Annotated in this window: 21 protein-coding genes; 15 read left to right on the top strand and 6 right to left on the bottom strand. The window is 65.8% G+C overall.

The genetic code is table 11. The features are described from left to right. Positions 1-94 precede the first annotated feature (94 nt). A complete protein-coding gene (locus A5906_RS20310) occupies positions 95-1,309 on the top strand; it encodes an ABC transporter substrate-binding protein (RefSeq protein ID WP_245326810.1) in 1,215 nt (404 codons plus the stop codon). Between the two features lie 34 nt (positions 1,310-1,343). Here the strand turns inward: A5906_RS20310 and A5906_RS43100 are convergent, their stop codons facing one another. Beyond that, positions 1,344-1,601, bottom strand: a complete 258-nt coding sequence (locus A5906_RS43100) for a hypothetical protein (RefSeq protein ID WP_080137110.1) — start codon at positions 1,599-1,601, stop codon at positions 1,344-1,346. 277 nt (positions 1,602-1,878) lie between these two features. Here A5906_RS43100 and A5906_RS20300 point away from each other — a divergent pair, with 277 nt between their 5' ends. Next, complete coding sequence (locus A5906_RS20300) at positions 1,879-2,253, top strand: hypothetical protein (protein WP_080137109.1); 375 nt, start codon at positions 1,879-1,881, stop codon at positions 2,251-2,253. 3 nt (positions 2,254-2,256) lie between these two features. On the opposite strand, the gene A5906_RS20295 is transcribed toward A5906_RS20300, so the two are convergent. Both A5906_RS20295 and A5906_RS20290 read right to left on the bottom strand, forming a co-directional pair. Continuing rightward, positions 2,257-3,549: a polysaccharide deacetylase family protein gene (locus tag A5906_RS20295; protein WP_080137108.1), complete on the bottom strand. Its 1,293-nt coding sequence runs from the start codon at positions 3,547-3,549 to the stop codon at positions 2,257-2,259. A 158-nt stretch (positions 3,550-3,707) separates the two neighbouring features. Then, positions 3,708-4,481, bottom strand: a complete 774-nt coding sequence (locus tag A5906_RS20290) for a polysaccharide deacetylase family protein (RefSeq protein WP_080137311.1) — start codon at positions 4,479-4,481, stop codon at positions 3,708-3,710. A gap of 116 nt (positions 4,482-4,597) precedes the next feature. Between A5906_RS20290 and mgtE the strand changes: the two genes are divergently transcribed. The 4 genes from mgtE (at position 4,598) to A5906_RS20270 (ending at position 8,553) form a co-directional block, all read left to right on the top strand. Next, positions 4,598-6,019: a magnesium transporter gene (gene mgtE, locus A5906_RS20285; RefSeq protein ID WP_080137107.1), complete on the top strand. Its 1,422-nt coding sequence runs from the start codon at positions 4,598-4,600 to the stop codon at positions 6,017-6,019. 228 nt (positions 6,020-6,247) lie between these two features. Beyond that, positions 6,248-6,544, top strand: coding sequence for a helix-turn-helix domain-containing protein (locus A5906_RS20280; RefSeq protein WP_080137106.1), 297 nt, complete (start codon positions 6,248-6,250; stop codon positions 6,542-6,544). A 145-nt stretch (positions 6,545-6,689) separates the two neighbouring features. After that, positions 6,690-7,508: an aldo/keto reductase gene (locus A5906_RS20275; protein ID WP_080137105.1), complete on the top strand. Its 819-nt coding sequence runs from the start codon at positions 6,690-6,692 to the stop codon at positions 7,506-7,508. A 49-nt stretch (positions 7,509-7,557) separates the two neighbouring features. Continuing rightward, positions 7,558-8,553: a hypothetical protein gene (locus A5906_RS20270; RefSeq protein ID WP_080137104.1), complete on the top strand. Its 996-nt coding sequence runs from the start codon at positions 7,558-7,560 to the stop codon at positions 8,551-8,553. A gap of 208 nt (positions 8,554-8,761) precedes the next feature. On the opposite strand, the gene A5906_RS20265 is transcribed toward A5906_RS20270, so the two are convergent. Next, a complete protein-coding gene (locus A5906_RS20265; protein WP_080137103.1) occupies positions 8,762-9,478 on the bottom strand; it encodes a DUF599 domain-containing protein in 717 nt (238 codons plus the stop codon). Between the two features lie 123 nt (positions 9,479-9,601). On the opposite strand from A5906_RS20265, the gene A5906_RS20260 reads away from it, so the two are divergent. The 5 genes from A5906_RS20260 (at position 9,602) to A5906_RS20240 (ending at position 12,750) form a co-directional block, all read left to right on the top strand. Further along, complete coding sequence (locus A5906_RS20260) at positions 9,602-10,264, top strand: glutathione S-transferase family protein (RefSeq protein ID WP_080137102.1); 663 nt, start codon at positions 9,602-9,604, stop codon at positions 10,262-10,264. Positions 10,265-10,349: 85 nt separating this feature from the next. Beyond that, entirely contained in the window at positions 10,350-10,718 is a 369-nt protein-coding gene (locus A5906_RS20255; RefSeq protein ID WP_080137310.1) for a YidB family protein, read from the top strand. Positions 10,719-10,905: 187 nt separating this feature from the next. Beyond that, the gene (locus A5906_RS20250; RefSeq protein WP_100233081.1) at positions 10,906-11,109 is read left to right on the top strand and encodes a hypothetical protein; all 204 of its coding nucleotides are present in this window, start codon (positions 10,906-10,908) and stop codon (positions 11,107-11,109) included. 156 nt (positions 11,110-11,265) lie between these two features. Next, on the top strand, positions 11,266-12,267 hold the full coding sequence (locus A5906_RS20245) for a hypothetical protein (protein WP_080137101.1): 1,002 nt from the start codon (positions 11,266-11,268) through the stop codon (positions 12,265-12,267). 42 nt (positions 12,268-12,309) lie between these two features. Beyond that, entirely contained in the window at positions 12,310-12,750 is a 441-nt protein-coding gene (locus A5906_RS20240) for a DUF1489 family protein (RefSeq protein ID WP_080137100.1), read from the top strand. Here A5906_RS20240 and panC read toward each other — a convergent pair. Further along, the gene (gene panC / locus A5906_RS20235; protein WP_080137099.1) at positions 12,747-13,598 is read right to left on the bottom strand and encodes a pantoate--beta-alanine ligase; all 852 of its coding nucleotides are present in this window, start codon (positions 13,596-13,598) and stop codon (positions 12,747-12,749) included. The two genes, A5906_RS20240 and panC, sit on opposite strands and share 4 nt — an antisense overlap. 278 nt (positions 13,599-13,876) lie before the next feature. Between panC and A5906_RS20230 the strand changes: the two genes are divergently transcribed. From A5906_RS20230 to A5906_RS20215, 4 genes are all read left to right on the top strand, one after another. After that, positions 13,877-14,800 carry a division plane positioning ATPase MipZ gene (locus A5906_RS20230; protein ID WP_080137098.1) on the top strand — a complete coding sequence of 308 codons (924 nt, stop codon included), beginning with the start codon at positions 13,877-13,879 and terminating at the stop codon, positions 14,798-14,800. A gap of 341 nt (positions 14,801-15,141) precedes the next feature. Continuing rightward, positions 15,142-16,002 carry an alpha/beta fold hydrolase gene (locus A5906_RS20225; protein ID WP_080137097.1) on the top strand — a complete coding sequence of 287 codons (861 nt, stop codon included), beginning with the start codon at positions 15,142-15,144 and terminating at the stop codon, positions 16,000-16,002. Positions 16,003-16,142: 140 nt separating this feature from the next. Further along, complete coding sequence (locus tag A5906_RS20220) at positions 16,143-16,892, top strand: vWA domain-containing protein (protein WP_080137096.1); 750 nt, start codon at positions 16,143-16,145, stop codon at positions 16,890-16,892. A 65-nt stretch (positions 16,893-16,957) separates the two neighbouring features. After that, on the top strand, positions 16,958-17,683 hold the full coding sequence (locus A5906_RS20215) for a DnaJ domain-containing protein (protein WP_080137308.1): 726 nt from the start codon (positions 16,958-16,960) through the stop codon (positions 17,681-17,683). Positions 17,684-17,900: 217 nt separating this feature from the next. On the opposite strand, the gene A5906_RS44760 is transcribed toward A5906_RS20215, so the two are convergent. Further along, positions 17,901-18,920: SPOR domain-containing protein (locus A5906_RS44760; RefSeq protein ID WP_245326809.1), on the bottom strand; the 1,020-nt coding region annotated here is incomplete at its 5' end.

Below are 18,920 nucleotides of genomic sequence, written 5' to 3'. Positions count from 1 at the left end.
TCATCGCCGACATGCGCTGCGATGCTGAAACGGAGGGGCAATGGCGTCTTGTCGTATTGGAGAGTTGCGGTCGTGGCAGCGGCGGCTTGGTCGGTTGAGCTTTGTTCTTACCGTGGCACTGGGGCCGGTCGCGCTGATCGCGCCAGGCGCAGCCGCCGAGTTCTCCGGCGGGGTGGTCAGGATCGGCATCGTCAATGATCAGGCCGGGCCGTTGTCGGACCTCGCCGGACCCGGATCGGTCGTCGCCGCGAAGCTGGCCGTCGAGGATTTCCAGAAGGTCGCACCGGGGCTCAAGGTCGACATCGTCGTTGCCGACCATCAGAACAAGCCGGATATAGGTGCCCAAATCGTCCGCAAATGGTTCGACGTGGACGGGGTCGACATGGTGGCCGATGTCGGCAACTCCGCGGTGGCGCTCGCCATCCAGTCGATCGCGCGCGACAAGAACAAGCCCGTCATCTACTCGGCTGTCGGCACGACCGATATCGGCGGCAAGCAATGTTCGCGCACCGGGCTGATGTGGCTGCACGACAACTACAATCTGGTTGCCGGATCGGTTCGCAGGCTGGTGTCGCAAGGCAATGACAGCTGGTTCTTCATCGCAGCCGACTACGCATTCGGACGCAACATGGTGGAGGTGTCGCAGCGCGTGCTTGCTGCGACCGGCGCCAAGTCGCTCGGCGCGGTGTTTCATCCGCTGGGCAATGCCGACTACAGCTCGTTCCTGCTCCAGGCCCAGGCCTCGAAGGCCAAGGTCGTCGCTTTCGCCAATGCCGGCGAGCAGCTCGTGACCTCGATGAAGCAATGGAACGAGTTCGGAATGAACGCGGGGGCGCAGAAGCCGGTCGCCGAGCTGATGTTCCTGACTGACGTGCACGCCATGGGGGTCGAAACGGCGAAGGGGCTGACCACGGTCACGGCCTGGTACTGGAATCTCAGCGAGGAGACGCGCGCTTTCGCCGAGCGGTTCTTCAGGCTGCACAAGGCGATGCCGACCGCGCCGCAGGCAGCCGTCTATTCCGCCGTGTTGCAATATTTAAAGGCGGCAGCCGCAGCCGGAACCGACGAGACGAATGCCGTCCTGGAGAAGATGCACGCGATGCCGGTGGACGACTTCTACGCGCGGGGCGCGCGTCTGCGCGCCGACAACAAGCTCGTGCACGATTTCTATCTGGTCGAGGTCAAGCAGCCGGCGGAGGTCAAGACGCCCTGGGACTACTACAAGGTCGTCGAGAAAATCCCCGCCGAGGACGCGTATCTCCCCCTCAGCCAGAGCGAATGTCCTTCGCTCAAGGCATCGGGAAACTAAATTCGGCCGGGGCGGGGCCAAAGTAGCGCCCCGCTCAGCCGTATTCCTCGCCGATACCGTATTCCTTGTAGATCTCGAGCGGGTCCGACTCCGGAAACAGGCGGCATTTGGCCTGGGCGAGGTGCAGACTCACCGCCGCCGGCTCCTTGCCGTTCGCGAGCATCTTGCGGATGTCGTCCATATGCGCGCTCGGCTGGTGCTTCGGCGCGAGCTGTTCCAGCGCGACCAGCGCGGTTGCGAGGGCCTCGGTCAGAACCCATTCGTCGTGGCCCGTGATTCCCTTCTTCGGCATCGGCAGACCCCAGATATGGCGGCGGTACCCAGTCTATCGCGACTTCCGCCAAATCGCCATTGAGCCCATGCGAGGCGCCCGCGCGAGGCCGCGCCGGGTTGCATTATGGCGGCCCGTGGCGAAAAGGCGGCAAGTTGCAGGACCGTGGTATCTTTGTTGAAACACTCTTGGCGTAGACGGACGCCTGCAGGGATCCGGTCGGCAGTTCCGGTCTGGCTCCACTGACCCCGCATCCGCAACGCGCTCCCGCCTGCGCACCCTCAAGGCTCAAGCCAGCATGGTCTTTCTCAGCTTCGTCTACCGCTTCATCACCAACTTCGCGTTCCTGGCGGTGGTCTATTTCAGCCTGAACTTCATGGAGAAGTATCCGAACCGGGCAATCCTCGCGATCCTGGTGCTGGTCTATGCCGGCATGCGCGCAGCCTCGACGCTGCGAGCGTTCTACTTCTTCCAGAAGATCGAGAAGCTGGAGGCCGAGACGAAACGCCTTCAGGCCCCGATCAATGACGGCTCGGGTGGAACCAATGCGCGCAAGCAGGTCGTTGCCGACGTGGCGCGGCTGCGGCGCGACGGCGAGCTTAAATCCTATATGGATCTGTTCTTCCTGGCGCTGATCGTGCTGCTCTGCGTTGCCGCGATCATGCGGCAATAACTCTTAAGCGCGCTTTTTCACGCTGGTCGCGACGCGGGTCGGGCGGAACGCCGTGCCCTTGGACGCAGTGCTCTTGGCCTGAGCGGTATGCTTGGGGGCCGCCGCCGCATGCGCGGTCCGGGCAGCGTGCGTCTTGCCGGCCTTGGCGTTTGCGGCCTTGCCCTTGCCCGCCCGGGGCGTCTCGGCCGCCATCGCCATCCGCGTCGCGGCGCGCCGCGACAGGGACGTGGACAGCAGCACCTCGACCGAGCCCTCGGGGATCGCAAACAGATCGCGGGCAGGTACGGGCAGGGTGGAGGCGACATCCACCTGACCCTTGGTCCGGTGCGGTAGCAGCGGCTGATGCTCGGACTGCGCATTGAGGTCGGCCAGCGCGGGCGCCGGCAGCGTCCGGGCCTCGGTGAACACGAAATTCGGAACGGCCGGCCAGCGCGCGATCGGCACGGTCTCGGTCGGCGGATGCAGCAGCCATTCGACCGGTGTGGTCGGCGTTGCCGGCCGGTCAGGGGTCGCCGGCACCACATGCACGATGCGATAGCCGCGCGCCTTGAGGTCGCGGATGATCTTCGGCAGCGCTGCAACCGTCCGCGCCTGGATGTCGTGCAGCAGCAAAATGCCCTTGCCCTTGGCCTCAAGCCGCTGGATCGCGAGCTGATAGACGCGATCGGACGACACGTGCCGCCAGTCGTCGGCCGGGAAGTCGGCGCTCCAGACCTGGATGCCGCGCGAGATCAGGTAGTTCTCGACGCCCTCGGCGCGCATCAGGCCGGGAATGCGGAAGAACGGCGCGAGCTTTGACGGATCGGTCATCGCGGCCGAGGTCCACTCGATGCCGCCATTGATCTCGGGCTCGTATTTCTCGACCGGCATCCGGTCGAACGTCAGCGGATGGTTCATGCTGTGGGTGCCGACGGTGTGCCCCGCCGCCACCAGCTTGCGCACGCCTTCCGGGTTCGCCTTGGCCTGACCGCCGATGATGAAGAAGGTGGCCTTGATGCACTCGTCATCGAGCATCTTGAGGACCTGATTGGAGTATTTCGGCAGCGGGCCGTCGTCGAAGGTCAGGACGACCTCATGGTCCTTCAGTGGCAGCGTCTCGCGGTACTGCATGGTGCCGATGCGGGGATGCTCGCGTGGATCCACCACGAGGGTGCGGGACGTGCCGAGCGCGTCGGGATGACCGGGGCAGTCGGCCGCAAAGGCCGCGGGTGCGCCCACGGTCAGCAGTCCAAGGAATCCGCTGAGACAGAGGACGATCCACGATCGCGTCCGAACCACAACGCTACTTCCGATCATCAATCCCGTCTGCCCTGGTACGATTGCCGCCATAGTAGGTCGGAGACGCCTGGAAACGGTTCAGGCGCCATGCCATTCCATCTTTGCCTTCCGTAGCATGAACAGAGTGTTAATAGGGCCAAAATCACCCCATTTTGCGCCGCCGTGACATTCCGGCATCAGCGCGCATCGGCATTCTTCTGTGACGTGCCCGCCGGGACCACGTGAACCACGCGAAACCCGTTCTCTTTCAGATACCGGAGGAAAGCCGGCATGATCGCCGCCGTGCGCGCCTTGGGGTCATGGAAGAGGATGATACCCTTGCCTGCGGCAGCCAGGCGCTCGGTGACCAGCTTCAGTTCCTGCTCCGGCGTCATCTCGTTCCAGTCACTGGCCCAGAGGTCGGCCCCGAACACGACGATGCCGCGCGATTGCAGCAGATCGAGCTGTGCTTGCGTCGCCTCGAAATAGGGGAAGCGGAAGAACGGCGTCGAGGGCGTGGTCGTCGAGACCCCGTGCAGCGCCATCTCGTCGGCTGCGATGCCGCGGTCGATCTCGCTCCTCGCCTTGTCGAACGGGATCCGCGCCATGAACGGATGCGAGAAGGTGTGATGGCCGATGGTATGGCCTTCTCGCGCGATGCGCTTGACCATCTCGGGGTGCTCGGAGGCGTGCAGGCCGATCAGGAAGAACGTCGCGCGGACGCATTCCTGCGCCAGCGCCGCCAGCACCTTCGACGTCGTCGGCGGGTGCGGGCCATCGTCGAAGGTCAGCACGACCTCGTGATCGGCGAGCGCCAGCGTCTGCGGAAAGCTCTTCAGGCCGACGCGCGGCGTGGCCTTGGCGTCGACGCTCAGGAGACGCGACGTGCCGAGCGCATCCTTGCGCGGGCACTCGGCGGCATCCGCCACGGTCATGCCGGTGACGGCCGCAAGCACCGCGCCCGCCGACATCGATGTCCATTTCAGCCGAAGCATCTTTGCCATTGCGCTCGCGATTGCCTTGTGGGTATTGCCTGAACCATCGGCTCAGACCACTCGTTCCAACCTGTCAAACGGCGAGGCGCACCATGGATGAACATATGGACGGTGCCCCATCCGCCGCGGATTCGGTACTCGACCACGTGCCGATGCGCAATGAAGACGGCGAAATTCGTCACGAATTCGTCGAGGAAATTGCCCATGCGATCGAGGCCGGCGACAGCGCCGCGCTGCGTGCCTGCGTTGCCGAGCTGCACGAGGCCGACCTCGGCGACCTGATCGGAGCCCTCGCGCCCGACGACCGCGTCCGCCTGGTCGAGCTCACGGGGCGCGACTTCGACTTCTCGGCGTTGAACGAGGTCGACGAGGCCGTGCGCGAGGAGATCCTCGAGGAACTGCCGCCGGAGACGGTCGCCGAAGGCGTCCGCGAGCTCGAATCCGACGACGCGGTCGAGCTGCTGGAGACCCTCGACGAGGACGATCAGGAGGAGATCCTCGAGAAGCTGCCCTTGCAGGAGCGCGTCGCGCTCGAGCGCAGCCTGCTTTATCCGGAAAATTCCGCCGGCCGCCGCATGCAGACCGAGTTCATCGCGGTGCCCCAGGATTTCACCGTCGGGCAGGCGATCGACTACATGCGCGAGACGCCTGATCTGCCCGACCGCTTCTACGAGATCTACGTCGTCGACAAGGACCAGCACTGGCAGGGCGCCGTGCCGCTCGACGTGCTTCTGCGCGCGCGCCGCCCGGTGCCGCTCACCGAACTCACCGACGAGAACCGCCGCCGCGTCTCCGTCCTGGAGGACCAGGAGGAAGTGGCGCGTATGTTCGGCAAGTACAATCTGGTCGCAGCGCCCGTGCTCGACACCCAGGATCGTCTTGTCGGCGTCATCACCGTCGACGACGTCGTCGACGTCATCGAGGAGGAGGCGGACGAGGACCTCAAGGCGCTCGGCGGCGTCACCAGCGACGAAGAGCTGTCGGACACGTTCCTCACCATCGCCCGCGGCCGGTTCAACTGGCTGCTGGTGAACCTCGCCACCGCGTTCCTCGCGTCCTCCGTGCTCGGCCTGTTCGAGGGCCAGCTCGAGAAGATGGTCGCGCTCGCGGTACTGGCGCCGATCGTGGCGAGCCAGGGCGGCAATGCCGCCACCCAGACCATGACGGTGGCGGTGCGCGCGCTCGCCACCCGCGAGCTCGGCTCCTCCAATGCCTGGCGCGTGGTGCTGCGCGAGACGCTGGTCGGCCTCGTCAACGGCCTTGCCTTCGCCGTGATCACGGGCATTGCGGCGGTCGCCTGGTTCAAGATCCCGGGCCTCGGCATCGTCATCGGGCTCGCCATCATCTGCAACCTCGTCGCCGGCGCGCTCGGCGGCATCCTGATCCCGATGGCGCTGGAACGGGTGCGGGCCGATCCTGCAGTGGCGTCGGGCACGTTCGTCACCACGGTGACCGACGTGGTCGGCTTCTTCTCCTTCCTCGGCATTGCGACGCTCTGGTTCGGGTTGAAGTAGGAGGCGAGTTGAAGCGCGGCCCTCTCCCCGTCATTGCGAGCGCAGCGAAGCCGCCGCGGAGGGAGTCTGGATTGCTTCGTCGCAAGACCTCCTCGCAATGACGGGGCGGGCAGTGGGGCAGCCTCACTCTCGTGTCCTGGCTGCGCTGCGTCCGGGGCACGAGACCATCATCTTTAATCCGAACTTAAGCGACCTGCCGCATCATCGCCTGCGCTTGGGGGAATAGACATGCGGTTGCGGCTGAAGGCGGACGGACGGATCGTCGAGTTGCGGGACGGACAGGAATTTCCTGTCCAGCCGGCCGCCAATGCCGCGCAAGGCGAGGCCTCTTCGCTCGCGGTGCGTGACCTTCGGCGCCGCGCCTGCCTGACCCAGATGGAGTTCGCCGCCAAGCTCGGCGTTCCCGTCGAGACCATCCGCAACTGGGAGCAGGGCAAGCGCGCCCCGCGGGGACCGGCCCGAGCGCTGCTCGCGGTGATCGCGCATGCGCCCGAGACCGTGTTCCAGGCGCTGGCCAAGGTCTGACATCGAGCCCTGACGCCAAGGCCTCGCGCGAACCTCCTGTTAGCATTGCCCCGAAGATCCGTCCCGATGGCACCGACGTCCGTTGGCAACCATCACGGGCAAGTCCATAATGTCGGCCGGGACTGCGTGACAGAGAGGATTCCTCATGCTGTTCGTCGAGGCCAATGGCGCAAGGATCCCGGCGATCGGGCTCGGTACGTGGGAGCTGGAAGGGCGCACTTGCGCCCGCGTGGTCGAGCAGGCGCTGCGGCTCGGCTATCGCCACATCGACACCGCTCAGGTCTACGACAACGAGCGCGAGGTTGGTGATGGAATGCGCGCATCCGGCGTGCGCCGCGACGACGTCTTCCTGACCACCAAGGTCTGGACCAACCATTTCGCGCCCCACGATCTCGAACGCTCGGTCAAGGAGAGCCTCGCGCGCCTGCGGCTTCCCTCCGTCGATCTCCTGCTGCTGCACTGGCCCAACTCGCATGTGCCGCTGGCGGAGACGCTCGGGGCGCTGTCGCATGCCAAGCGCATGGGCCTGACCCGCCACATCGGGGTCTCCAACTTCACGGTGGCGTTGATCGAGCAGGCGGTCGCGCTGTCGAGCGAGCCGCTGGTCTGCAACCAGGTCGAATTCCATCCTTATCTCGACCAGGCCAAGGTGAGGGCGGCCTGCGACCAGAACGGTCTCGCGCTGGTCGCCTACAGTCCCATCGCCAAGGGTCGCATCAAGTCCGACCAGATGCTCGGCCTTATCGGTCGTGCGCATCGCAAGACACCGGCGCAGGTCTGCCTCCGCTGGCTGGTGCAGCAGAATGTCGCTGCGATCCCGCGCACCTCGCGCGTCGAACGCCTGTCGGAGAACATCGATATCTTCGATTTCGAGCTCTCGGACGACGAGATGGCGCAGATCGCCGCGCTGGCCAACCCCAAGGGTCGTCTGACCGATTTCGGCTTCGCACCGAAATGGGATTGAGGGGAGATCGCGGTATGCTAACAGCAGGGTGGCAACCCAAGACCGGGCGATGGAACTGCGGACAATCATACGGACGGACATTGCAGCGTCGGCGATCGCGCATCTGACGCTGGTGGCGCTGATCATCGTGATCAGCGAGGTTCATCCGTTTCGCAGCCAGACACCCGAGACCGTTTCGGTGGACATCGTCACCCCGGAGCAAGTGAAGCAGGAGGAAGCCAAGGCCCAAGAGAAGGCAGAGGAGAAGGCGAAGGAAGAGGCGAAGGAGAAGCTGACCGAGCCGCTCCCCGACCTCAAGCTGCCGAAGCTGGATTTCGCCGACAAGGACAAGGCGGAAACAGCGCCGAAGCCTGCGGCCAAGCAACAGGCCGCGCCGCCATCATCGCAGCAGAAGGCGTCGCCCGAACCGGAGCAGAAACAGCCGCAGCCGCAACCCTCGCAGGCGCCGAAGCAACGCGAGGCCGCCGCGCAGCCACAGGCCCAACAACCGCAGGCGACACAACCGCAGCCACAGTCGTCGCAACTGCCGCCGCCGCAGCCACTGCCGCAATCGCAACCCCAGCCGGCGCCGCAGGCGATGCAGCAGCCCCAGGCCGCGCCGCCGCCGGCCTATCAGGCGCCGGAGCCTGATGTCACGGTCAAGTATGGCGTCATGCTCGGGCTGCCGCCCGAACTGCCGACCGAGCTGAAGGACGCTCCAAAGGACGACGGCGGCGATGCCAAGGATTCAATTGCAGCCAAGCTGCCGGCCGAAGTCATCGCCGCGCTGCGTCGCCATTTGAGAAGCTGCGCCAAGCTGCCGGCCGGGGTCGAGGCGACCGACAACGTCCACATCAAGCTGCGCACGGTATTCGCCACCGACGGCACGCTGGCGCGCCCGCCGATCCTGATCGAGGCTCCGCCATCGGCAAAGGGCGTGGCCATCGTGAAGTCCGCAACGAGCGCGCTGCTTGCCTGCCAGCCTTACAAGATGCTGCCGGCCGACAAATACGAGGAATGGAAGGTGTTGGACCTGCCGTTCAGTCCGCGCGATTTCGGCGGCTAGCTCCCGTAGCCCGGGTGAGCGGAGCGATACCCGGGAAACCACTCGCCTTCGCTCCGAATGACAACAGCGTGCCGGACGCGGCGCAGCGTCCCTTCGACGGTGCGCTGCAGAGCCCGGGGCCGATCCATCCGCGTCGTACCGTATCGCTCTGGGCCCCGACTCTACGCAGCTACGTTGCAAGCAGCAGCGCGTCCGGGACACGAGCGCGCTACTGACCGCGCTTCATCTCCTCACCATCCGCGACCCATTCCGGCGCCATCGCGGCCCAGGCGCTGGAGGCGAACTGCCGCCGCCAAGTCACGACCACCACCGCGGCTGTGGTCACGAACAGCACCCAGGGGCTGACGAACCAGCCGAGATAGCCGAGCGCGAAGAAGAAGGCGCGCTGGCCGCGGTTGAAGTGGCGGCCGGCGGATTCGAACAGCCGCGAGGTGCGGATGACGTGAGCTTCGGCCGCCGGCGTGCCGGCTTGCGATGCCGGCGGCATGCCGCCGAACAGGATCGCGACATAGTTGAACAGGCGATAGGCCCAGGCGAACTTGAAGAAGGCGTAGACGCAGATTAGGACGAGGCCGACGCATTTCAGCTCCCACATCGCCGGCGAGGTGCTGAGGTCGATCGGCAGCTTGCTCAGAATCGTGATCGCATCGTTGGTGGCGTGCAGCAGCGCCAGCGCGCCACCGAGCGCGAACAGGCTGGTGGAGGCGAAGAAGGCGGTGCCGTTCTGGAGTGAGGCCATGATCTGCATGTCGACCATGCGCGTCTCGCGGTCGAGCAGGCGGCGCACCCAGACCTCGCGATAGCGGTTCATGCGCGCCGACAGGCTGTCGCGGCCATAGGCCGAGTGTTCCAGCGTCAGGGCATAGACCAGCCATTCGATGATGAAGAAGCCGACCGCGGTGATGTCGACCCAGTGCCTGCTCATGTCTTGCTCCTTTGGGGATCGCAACGATTGCCACGCATGGCCGGACGCAGCAACGATTGATTGGCGGCAGGCGATGGCGTTAAAAGCGGCTCGCTTCAAGACGTCTCGGGAAGGATCAGTGACATGGCAACGCTCAAGCTCGCGATCGGCAACAAGAACTACTCGTCATGGTCGATGCGGCCCTGGCTCGCGCTGCGCGCGAATGACATCCCGTTCGTGGAGACCCTGATCCCCCTCTACACCGACAATCCCGCCGACAAGGAGCAGATCCTGTCCTTCAGCCGCGCCGGCAAGGTGCCCGTGCTGGTCGATGGCGACGTGACGGTGTGGGATTCGCTCGCCATCATCGAGTACATTGCCGAGCGTTATCCGGAGAAGAAGCTGTGGCCCGAAGATGCCGCGGCGCGCGCCCATGCCCGTTCGGTCTGCGCCGAGATGCATTCCGGCTTCGTGCCGCTGCGCAGCGAATGCGGCATGAACCTGCATCGGCCGATTCGCGCCGTGGCCCTGTCGGCCGATGCCAAGGCCAACGTCGCGCGCATCGAGGAGATCTGGCGCGAGTGCCGCGCGCGCTACGGCGCCAGAGGACCGTTCCTGTTCGGCCGCTTCGGCGCGGCGGATGCGATGTATGCGCCGGTCGTGCACCGCTTCCGCACCTATGCGATCGAGGTGGCGGCGGACACGAAGGCCTACATGGAGACGATGATGGCATTGCCGGCATTCCAGGAATGGACGCGCGAGGGGATTGCCGAAACGCTCGTGATCGCGAAGTTCGAAGACGCGTGAGCGTGATTGTGATTGAGCGCGGCTTGACGGCATGCCGGATGGCGGCGCTCAATCGCCGCGCAACGACAAATTGAGAGAGGGCGCCATGGGAATCCTGGACTCGCTGGAAAACAATCCCGCGCTCCGCAGCGCACTCGGCCAGCTCGGTGCCGCCGTGCTGCCGGCCGTGCTCAACGAGGTGCTCGGCAGCAACAACCAGGGCGGCCTCAGCGCCATCGTCGCGAAACTCCAGCAGGCGGGTTTTGGCGAGCAGGTGAAGTCCTGGCTCGGCAACGGCCACAACCTGCCGATCTCGGCCGACCAGCTCCGCGCCGTGCTCGGCAGCGACACCGTCCGCCAGCTCGCCGCGCGCTACAACATCCCGGTCGACCAATTGGGTGAAATCCTCGCCCAGGAGCTGCCCAAGGCCGTCGACCAGGCAAGCCCGGCTGGCCATCTGCCCCATACTGCTTAAGGCCCGGTTCCAGCGGTATTAAAGCGGACCATTGTTTCCGTTATCGTCCTGAAAAGACTTAAAAATTTGTGTGTCCGCCAGGCTTGCATGAGGCTGGTCAAAAACGCCGCATGCATGCTATACAGCAGCCGGGTTTCCGGCCGGCCATCGCAGTGGGACCATGGGCGAGGCAGGCGTTGTTTGAGTGATGGAGAGGGTGTTGAAGCACAAATTCCCCGTTGGAACGCGCGTTTTGTTCACGGCCAGCAACATCGCGCGCCCCGCTGCCAGCGGCTCGTATGAGGTCATCCGCCTGCTGCCGACGGAAGGCGACGATTGCCAGTACCGGATCAAGAGCTCGACCGAGGCGTTCGAACGGGTCGCCAAGGAAAGTCAGCTGGCGCTGTCCTGACGCGCCTCCGACACCGCCGACTGCCATCGCGGACGAATCTGCTCCGCTCGCCGTCAAAAGGCCCGCTTCGCCTTCGCAAGGTGGGGCGGGGGCAGTTGCCGACTCGCGGTGCTCGCTTGACCATTCGCTCTTTGCTCGCGTGAGGGGACGTCGCGCATGAACTGGGCATGGGCCACTTCGCTCGACCAAACCTGGCGCTCGGCGGCCTTTCCGATGTGGATGACGCTGGCGGCCGCCGGCTTCTTCGGGTTGATCCTGCTGATCACGCTGCTGCGCGCCGAAAAGTCGGTCGCCAACGGCGCGCTGACCGTCATCACGCTGCTGTCCATCGCGATCGCGGGGGCGGCCACGATACGCGTCTATGGACCGGAAGCGCAGGACGCGCCGACCGAGGCGCGCGCGCAGGCTGTAGTCACCGCGAGCCTGCCGGCGCTGTCCTGTCTGGACGGCCTCGCCGGTGATGCCGTGGCCGCGGGCTGCGAGAAGGCGCTGTTCGGCGCACCCGACACGGCGGCGGCGGCCGTCGCCTACACCGCGGCCAGGATCGACCGGCTCACCGCGCTCGGCGATGCCGCCACCGCCGAGAAGAGCCTGACGCTCGACATGAAGGTGCTGCGCAAGTCGCTGGAGCGGGATCGCTACGGCCTCGTCGCGCAGGTGCTGGTCGCGCGCGACGGCTGCACGCAATTCGATTGTGCCGCCTTCCGCTCGCTGACCGATCAGCAGCAGGTCGCCGCCAACATGGAGTCCCATCTCTACGACACGCTGGTCGCACGCTACGCGCCGGCCTGGAACGCGCCCGCGGGAGTGTCGGCGCCGGCAATGCCCGCCACGGCCGCGCTCGCGGGGCTGCCGCCCTCGATGCCGACGGGCAGGCCGACCAATGCGGAGTTCCCGAGCGCCTCGTCGACGCCTCCGGTGAGCATCATGAACCCGGAGCCGTCCACTGCGGGGACGCGCCAAGCGGCGCCTGCCGGTGGCGCTGCGCCAGCGGCGCCGCGCGCGCCGGCCGCGACCTCGGCGCAGGCAGCTGCTCCCGCGGCACCGGCCGCCAAGAAGCCGTCGGCGCCGAAGGCCGCGCGTGCGCCGGCTGCAGCACCGGTTCCGCTCGCGCCGCCAGCTTCCGCGCCGGCTGCTCCGGCTGCGGATAACGAGTAGTTCGGCATTCCAAATGCGTGGCTGCCCGGCTAATGCTGGGACATGCCACTCCATCTGATCAAGCTCGCCGTCGGCTGCGACTCCGTCAAGGAATTGAAGGAGTGGGTGGCCGAACGGATGCAGACCGCCAAGAAGAAGGGTCTGCCGCAACACCACATCCACATCACCCGCATGGTGCCCAAGCGCGATGCCGAGATCCTCGCCGGCGGGTCGCTCTATTGGGTCATCAAGGGCGAGATCGCCGCACGCGAAAAGATCATCGGCATCGAGCCGTTCCGCGACAAGGACGGCATCGGACGCTGCCGGATCGTGATGCAGCCGAAGGTGGTGCCGGTCTCGCCGCGGCCTATGCGTCCGTTCCAGGGCTGGCGCTATCTCACCGAGGATTCCGTGCCGGCCGATCTCGGCAAGTCGGCCGCCGGCACCATCGCCGCGATGCCGGAGCCGATGCGGCGCGAGCTGCGCGATCTCGGACTGCTCTAAACCGCGATATTGTCGATCAGCCTGGTGGTGCCGAGCTTGGCTGCGACCAGGATCCGCAAGGGACCGTCCTTGCGCGAGGTGACCGGCGCCAGCGTCGCGGCATGGCGGGCCTCGAAATAGTCGAGCGCAAAGCCGGCTGCCTTGATCATCTCGGCGCCGCGCGCCATCGCGGACGCGATGGCTTCGCCGCCGCGGATGCGGCCGGCGCTGTCCTTCATGGCGCGGTAGAGCGTGATGGCGGTCTGGCGCTCCTCGGTCGAGAGGTAGACGTTGCGCGAGGACATCGCGAGCCCGTCGCGTTCGCGCACGGTACGGGAACCGATCACCTTGACGCCAAGGTCGAGGTCGCGGGCCATCTGCGTCACCACCCGCAATTGCTGGAAGTCCTTCTCGCCAAAGATCGCGACATCCGGCCGGCATTGCGTGAACAGCTTGCCGACGACGGTGGCGACGCCTCCGAAGAAGTGCGGCCTAAAGCGGTCCTCGAGTCCGGCCAGCGCCGGCCCCTCCGGCACAATGCGGGTGGCAAAGCCCTCCGGGTACATCGCCTCGACGCCGGGATGCCAGACGATGTCGACATCCTCCGCTGCGAGCTTGGCGATGTCCGACTTCCAGGTGCGCGGATAGGAACCGAAGTCCTCGGTCGGGGCGAATTGAGTCGGGTTGACGAAGATCGACACCACGACGCGGCTGGCCCGCCGCTTGGCAAGGCGCACCAGCGACACATGCCCGTCATGGAGCGCCCCCATGGTCGGGACCAGCGCGATCGTGGCCTTTCGCTTGCGAAGATTGTCGACGGCGCGCCGGAGCGCGGGGACCGTGCGGGCGATCAGAGGACTTGGTGACATCAGGACTCGACGGGTTGGGGAATCGGCAGGGAAGGACTGGACGCCTGGCGGGCTAACCTTAACAAGCGGCCGTCGTGGACGCCATGCGCCCGGATGCGGCACAGCATCCCCCGCGACGCGTGATGTCGCGACATTGTGGGCGGGATCACAGACGATGGATGGCGCCTCGTTTCATGATGAAGAACGGCGCGCTGCGATTTGCATTACCTGTCACGCATTTCACTTGACCGTAGACGCGGTCAACTCGAAGATATTCATCAGGGGTGTTGAGGGGTGCTATGCTGCTGCAAGCTAGCCAAGGCCAGTCAGGCTCGGCGCACGTGGTCGTGCTCGGCAACGAGAAGGGCGGCTCCGGCAAATCGACCACCGCCTTGCACATCGCCGTTGCGCTCCTGAAGGCCGGCCAGCGCGTCGCCACCATCGACCTCGATTGCCGCCAGCAAAGCTTCACCCACTACATCGACAACCGCGCCGCCTGGGCCCGCCGCACCAGGCTCGACCTCGAGCTGCCGGTGCATCGCTGCATCCGGCTCGGCGAGACCATGCAGATCGCCGAGAACGAGAACTCCGAGTTCCTGCAATTCATGGAAGCGGTCTCGGCGGTTGAGAGCAGCTTCGACTTCATCGTCATCGATACGCCCGGCACCGACAGCTACTTGATGCGGCTCGCGCATTCCATGGCCGACACGCTGGTCACGCCGATCAACGACAGCTTCCTCGACTTCGACGTGCTCGGCACCGTCGATCCCGCCAACTACGCGGTGACGGGCGAGAGCCACTATGCCGAGATGGTGCGGGATACCCGCCGCAAGCGCCGTCAGCTCGACGGCTCGACCACCGACTGGATCGTGGTGCGCAACCGCCTGTCCATGCTCGGCTCCCGCAACAAGCAACTCGTCGCCGACGGGCTGAAGGATTTGTCGCTGCGGCTCGGCTTCCGCTACGTCGACGGCTTCGCCGAGCGCGTGGTCTACCGCGAATTTTTTCCGCGTGGCCTGACCGCCCTCGACGAGATCGACGAGGCCACGCTCGGCATGCGACCGAATCTCGGCCATCTCACCGCGCGCGAGGAGGTGACAGGCCTGCTGCGCCAGCTCAAGCTGCCGCTCGACGAGCGCGGCCGCCGCCGTGCGGCAAATCGCGCCGAATGGTTCAGCCAGGTCGACAAGCCGCTCGAGATTCACGACATCCTCGGCGCCTGACGGAGCGGTATATTACTACTTCGGGCCCAAGCCGGACGGTTCCTGCCGGAACCGAGCCCGCTCCACGCCGTTTTCACCCTAGATTTACCGCGAAATTGAACCCCATCCAGACCGATTGCGTCGGATGGTGGATCGGCACCCTGACGTAGTCGTATGAGAAGGGGTGCCCAAGAAACGAGTGCGCCGCACAATGAAAGGGCTGGCGCTTCACAATATTTAGCCTTCCTGTCACGCTGCTGTGACATATATTAGGGAATAGGCGACCAGGGGCCGAAGAGCCTCGGAAGAACACGATTTTCAACAGGGATTCAGGCCGCAAGAGCCTGAGGCTGAGGACGAAAATGAAGCGTGGAATTGCCGTTCTGGTTTCGGTCAGTGCCCTCTGCGGCATCGCCTATTTCACGGCGAGCAAGTGGGCGATCAAGCACGAGACTATCACCTTCTACGACGCTTCGCGCGACAACCGTCCCGTGCCGGTCGATATCGCGGTCCGCCGCGACAAGGAAATGCAGGCCAATGCCGGCATGATCACGCTGCCGGTCGCGGTTATCAATCACGGCAACACCGTCAAGAACACCGAGTACGGCTTCCTCGCCAATATCTTTGCTGCGCGTGGCTACATGGTCGTGAGCCCGCAGCATGACCTGCCGACCGATCCTCCGATGGTGACCAAGCCGGGCGAGCTCTATGTCGGCCGCCTGCCGCAGATCCTGCGCGGTGTCGCCAACATCCATCTCGCCATGCAGGAGATGAAGAAGGTCCAGCCCAACGCCGACTACGACAAGGTGACGATGGTCGGCCACTCCATGGGCGGCGACATCACCATGTATTTCGCCAAGCAGTATCCGGACGAGGTCAAGAAGGTCGTCACGCTCGACAATCTGCGTGTGCCGTTCGTCACCGCCGGTAAGTTCAAGATCCTGTCGTTCCGTTCCCAGGATCCGCAGTTCAAGACCGATGCGGGCGTCATCCCGACCGACGAGGAGTGCGAGAAGGCGGGCATCCAGGTCGTCAAGACCGAATTCCAGCACAACGACATGCGCGACACCGGTCCGGACGCGGCGAAGAACTCGATCCAGAGCATGCTCGACAAGTTCCTGAACACGACCGACAGCGAGGTGGCGCCGGTCGACACGCAGTCGTCTCCGCCCAAGATTCTCGAACCCGGTCCGGTCGCCCTGATGGCACCCGCCAAGAGCTGACGCACAAGAGCTGACGGCTCGCTGAAGGGCCGATACCGATCTGCAAAGCCTCCGCCGGCGTCCGCCCGCGGAGGCTTTGCACATTGACCGGGCCGCGGGCGCTGACCACATTACCTGCTCGCGTACGGTGAAGAGCAGCTATGTCAGGCGAACCTATCAAACCGCGTGGTGGCGATGCCGTGTCGGCGCAGGCGGACGGCGCGCTGCCGCAGGCAAGGACCTCGACCTCGGAGGACATTGCGGCCTTCGTCGCGAAGGCGCGGGCGCTGTCGCCGCATGCGCCAGGCGCAAAGGGCAGGCTGATCTTCGCGCTGGATGCGACCATGAGCCGGCAGCCGACCTGGGACATGGCCTGCGCGCTCCAGGCCGACATGTTTCGCGAGACCGCGGCGCTCGGCAGCCTCGACATCCGGCTGGTCTACTATCGCGGCTTCAACGAGTGCCGCGCCTCGGGTTGGATCTCCGACAGCGCAAGGCTTGCGACGCTGATGAGCAAGATCGATTGCCGCGGCGGCGACACCCAGATCGGCAAGGTGCTGAGCGAGGCGAGGCGCGAGGCGGTCGCATCCGGTGTGCGCGCCGTCGTCTTCGTCGGCGACGCCATGGAGGAGAAGGTCGACGAGCTCTGCGCCAAGGCCGGCGAGCTCGGCATGCTCAAGGTCCCCGTCTTCCTGTTTCAGGAAGGCCACGATGCCGTGGCTGAGAAGGCCTTTCGCGAGATCGCGCGCCTGACAGGCGGTGCCTGGTGCCGGTTTGATCCTGGTGCTGCGGCGCAGCTGCGCGAGCTGTTGCGTGCGGCCGCCGCCTATGCCGCCGGTGGCCGCGAGGCGCTACTGAAGCTGGCCAAGAGCACGAGCGGCGCGGCCAAGCTGATCGGCCAGATGAAGTAGTGCTCAGGCTGGCCCTCGGCGGTGAACGCCATGCATTTTGGCGCAAGGACGATTATATTCCGGTCATGACCCTGATCGCCGGCGCCGTCGCCGTTATCACGCTCTATCTGTTGCTCCAGATGTTCCGCTCCGCCAATCCGGCGGTGCTGGCGCGCACCATCAAGTTCGGCGGTGGCGTCGTCGCGCTGGCGGTCGCGGCCTTCACGGGCTTACGGGGCGAGCTGGCGGTTGCGATCCCGCTCGGAATTTTCGGCGCCGGGCTGCTCGGCTGGACTCCGCTCGCGAATGCCGGTTTCGGGAATGTCGGCGGCCTGTTCGGTGGCGGCGCGACGCGCCCGACCGGACAGGCCTCGCGGGTGCGCTCGCCATTCCTCGACATGCGGCTCGACCACGATTCCGGCCAGCTCGGCGGCCGGATCATTGCTGGGCCTCACGCAGGGCGCGATCTCGACGAGTTCGATCTCGCGGGCCTCTTGGCGATGGTCCCGGCGTTCGACGCCGAGAGCGTGGCCTTACTTGAAAGCTATCTGGACCGCCGGTTTCCCGCTTGGCGTCAGAACGCGCAGGGCGACGCGGCAGGGGGGCAGCGCCGCACGGCGGCGAGTGGCAAAATGACGGCGGAGGAAGCCTATCAGATCCTTGGCTTGCAGCCGGGCGCGGGGCGTGACGACATCAGCCGGGCCCACAAATCCCTGATGAAGAAACTCCATCCCGACCAGGGGGGCTCGACGTATCTCGCTGCCCGGGTAAACGAGGCCAAGGATACTCTGCTTCGCACGCATAACGGCTGACTCCGGCACTACGCTACAAACGCCCGTACCGCGTGAGCTCTGCTGCTCTGTCTGTCGTCGCCCCGATGCCCGCCATTGTCGGCGTGGTCGATACCTTGAGTAAAAATTTAACCGTAAATTGTTGACGAGAGGTTGTCGCGGAACAGGGACTGCCGCATCCCCAAAACAAAAATGCCCGCGCCTTGCGCGGGCATTTTGATCGGAGTGGCGCGAGCGATCAGTTGCGCACGGTGATGCAGGAGATGTCGGCGCGCTTCAGGGCGCGGCAAACGGCCTCGGCCTGGTCGCGCTCGAGCCCGGCGAAACGGGCGCGGTAGAGCTTGCGATTGTCCTTGGCGACAACAGGCTCGGTGAACGGATCGGCCTTGCTGAGCAGCCCGCGGGCCGAACTGCGCGCGGCGTCGATGCGCTGCTGGGCTTCGTTCTCGCTCTCGAGCGCGCCGACCTGGACGATCCAGCCGCTGTGAGTGACGGCCGGCTTGGTGGTGGCGCCCATCTGGACCGGCTGCGGCGCCGGATCGGCGGACGCGAGCTTCGGAGCGGCCGGGGCGGGCGCGGCGGCGGCGGTCGTGGCCGGCAGCACGCCGAGGATGCCGTTTCCGGTGCCGAAGCCGGCCGGCTGCCGCGGCAGCTCGGTACGGACGACTTCCGCCTTCGGCGCTTCCGGCTGGATCTGGGGTTCGGGCTTGTTGATCAGGTCGGCGCGGGCGACGACGGCGCCGGAGGTTTCCGCGACGTCGGACCGGGAGGCAATGGTGCTCGTGACTTGCGGAGCGACCGGAGCCGGGGCGGCAGAGGCGACCTTGACGGCGCCGGCCTTGACCTGAACGGTCTTGACGCGGACCGGCCTCATCGGTTCGGACGAGCCGGGGATGATCGACAGCGGCTGGCTCGAGATCACGCCATTGGTGAGCGGCGCGGGCTCGATCTTGGATTCAGTCGGCCGAACCTCGGGCTTGCTGGCTTCCGGCTTGGGCGGGGCCGGCGGCACCGCAGCCGTCGCCGCGGCAAGCGTCGACAGGCGCGCAGCGAGACGCGACGGAGCTGCTTCCGGAGCAGGAGCGGCCGCCGCCTGGACCTGAGGCGCGGGGCGGGCCGGGGTATCCGACGCGTCGGCGACCTCGGCAGAAGCATCAGCACCGTTGCGCTCGGTGACAGCAGCAACGGTGTGCGTGGTCGCGCCCTTCTCGAGGTTCTCGGCCAGCAGGTTGCGCATGATGGCGTCGCGCGAGCCGCC

This window comes from Bradyrhizobium sacchari (assembly GCF_002068095.1).
GTDB classification, from domain to species: domain Bacteria; phylum Pseudomonadota; class Alphaproteobacteria; order Rhizobiales; family Xanthobacteraceae; genus Bradyrhizobium; species Bradyrhizobium sacchari.
The sequence above is the reverse complement of the archived record's forward strand: the minus strand, read 5'-3'. Positions and strand labels throughout refer to the sequence as shown.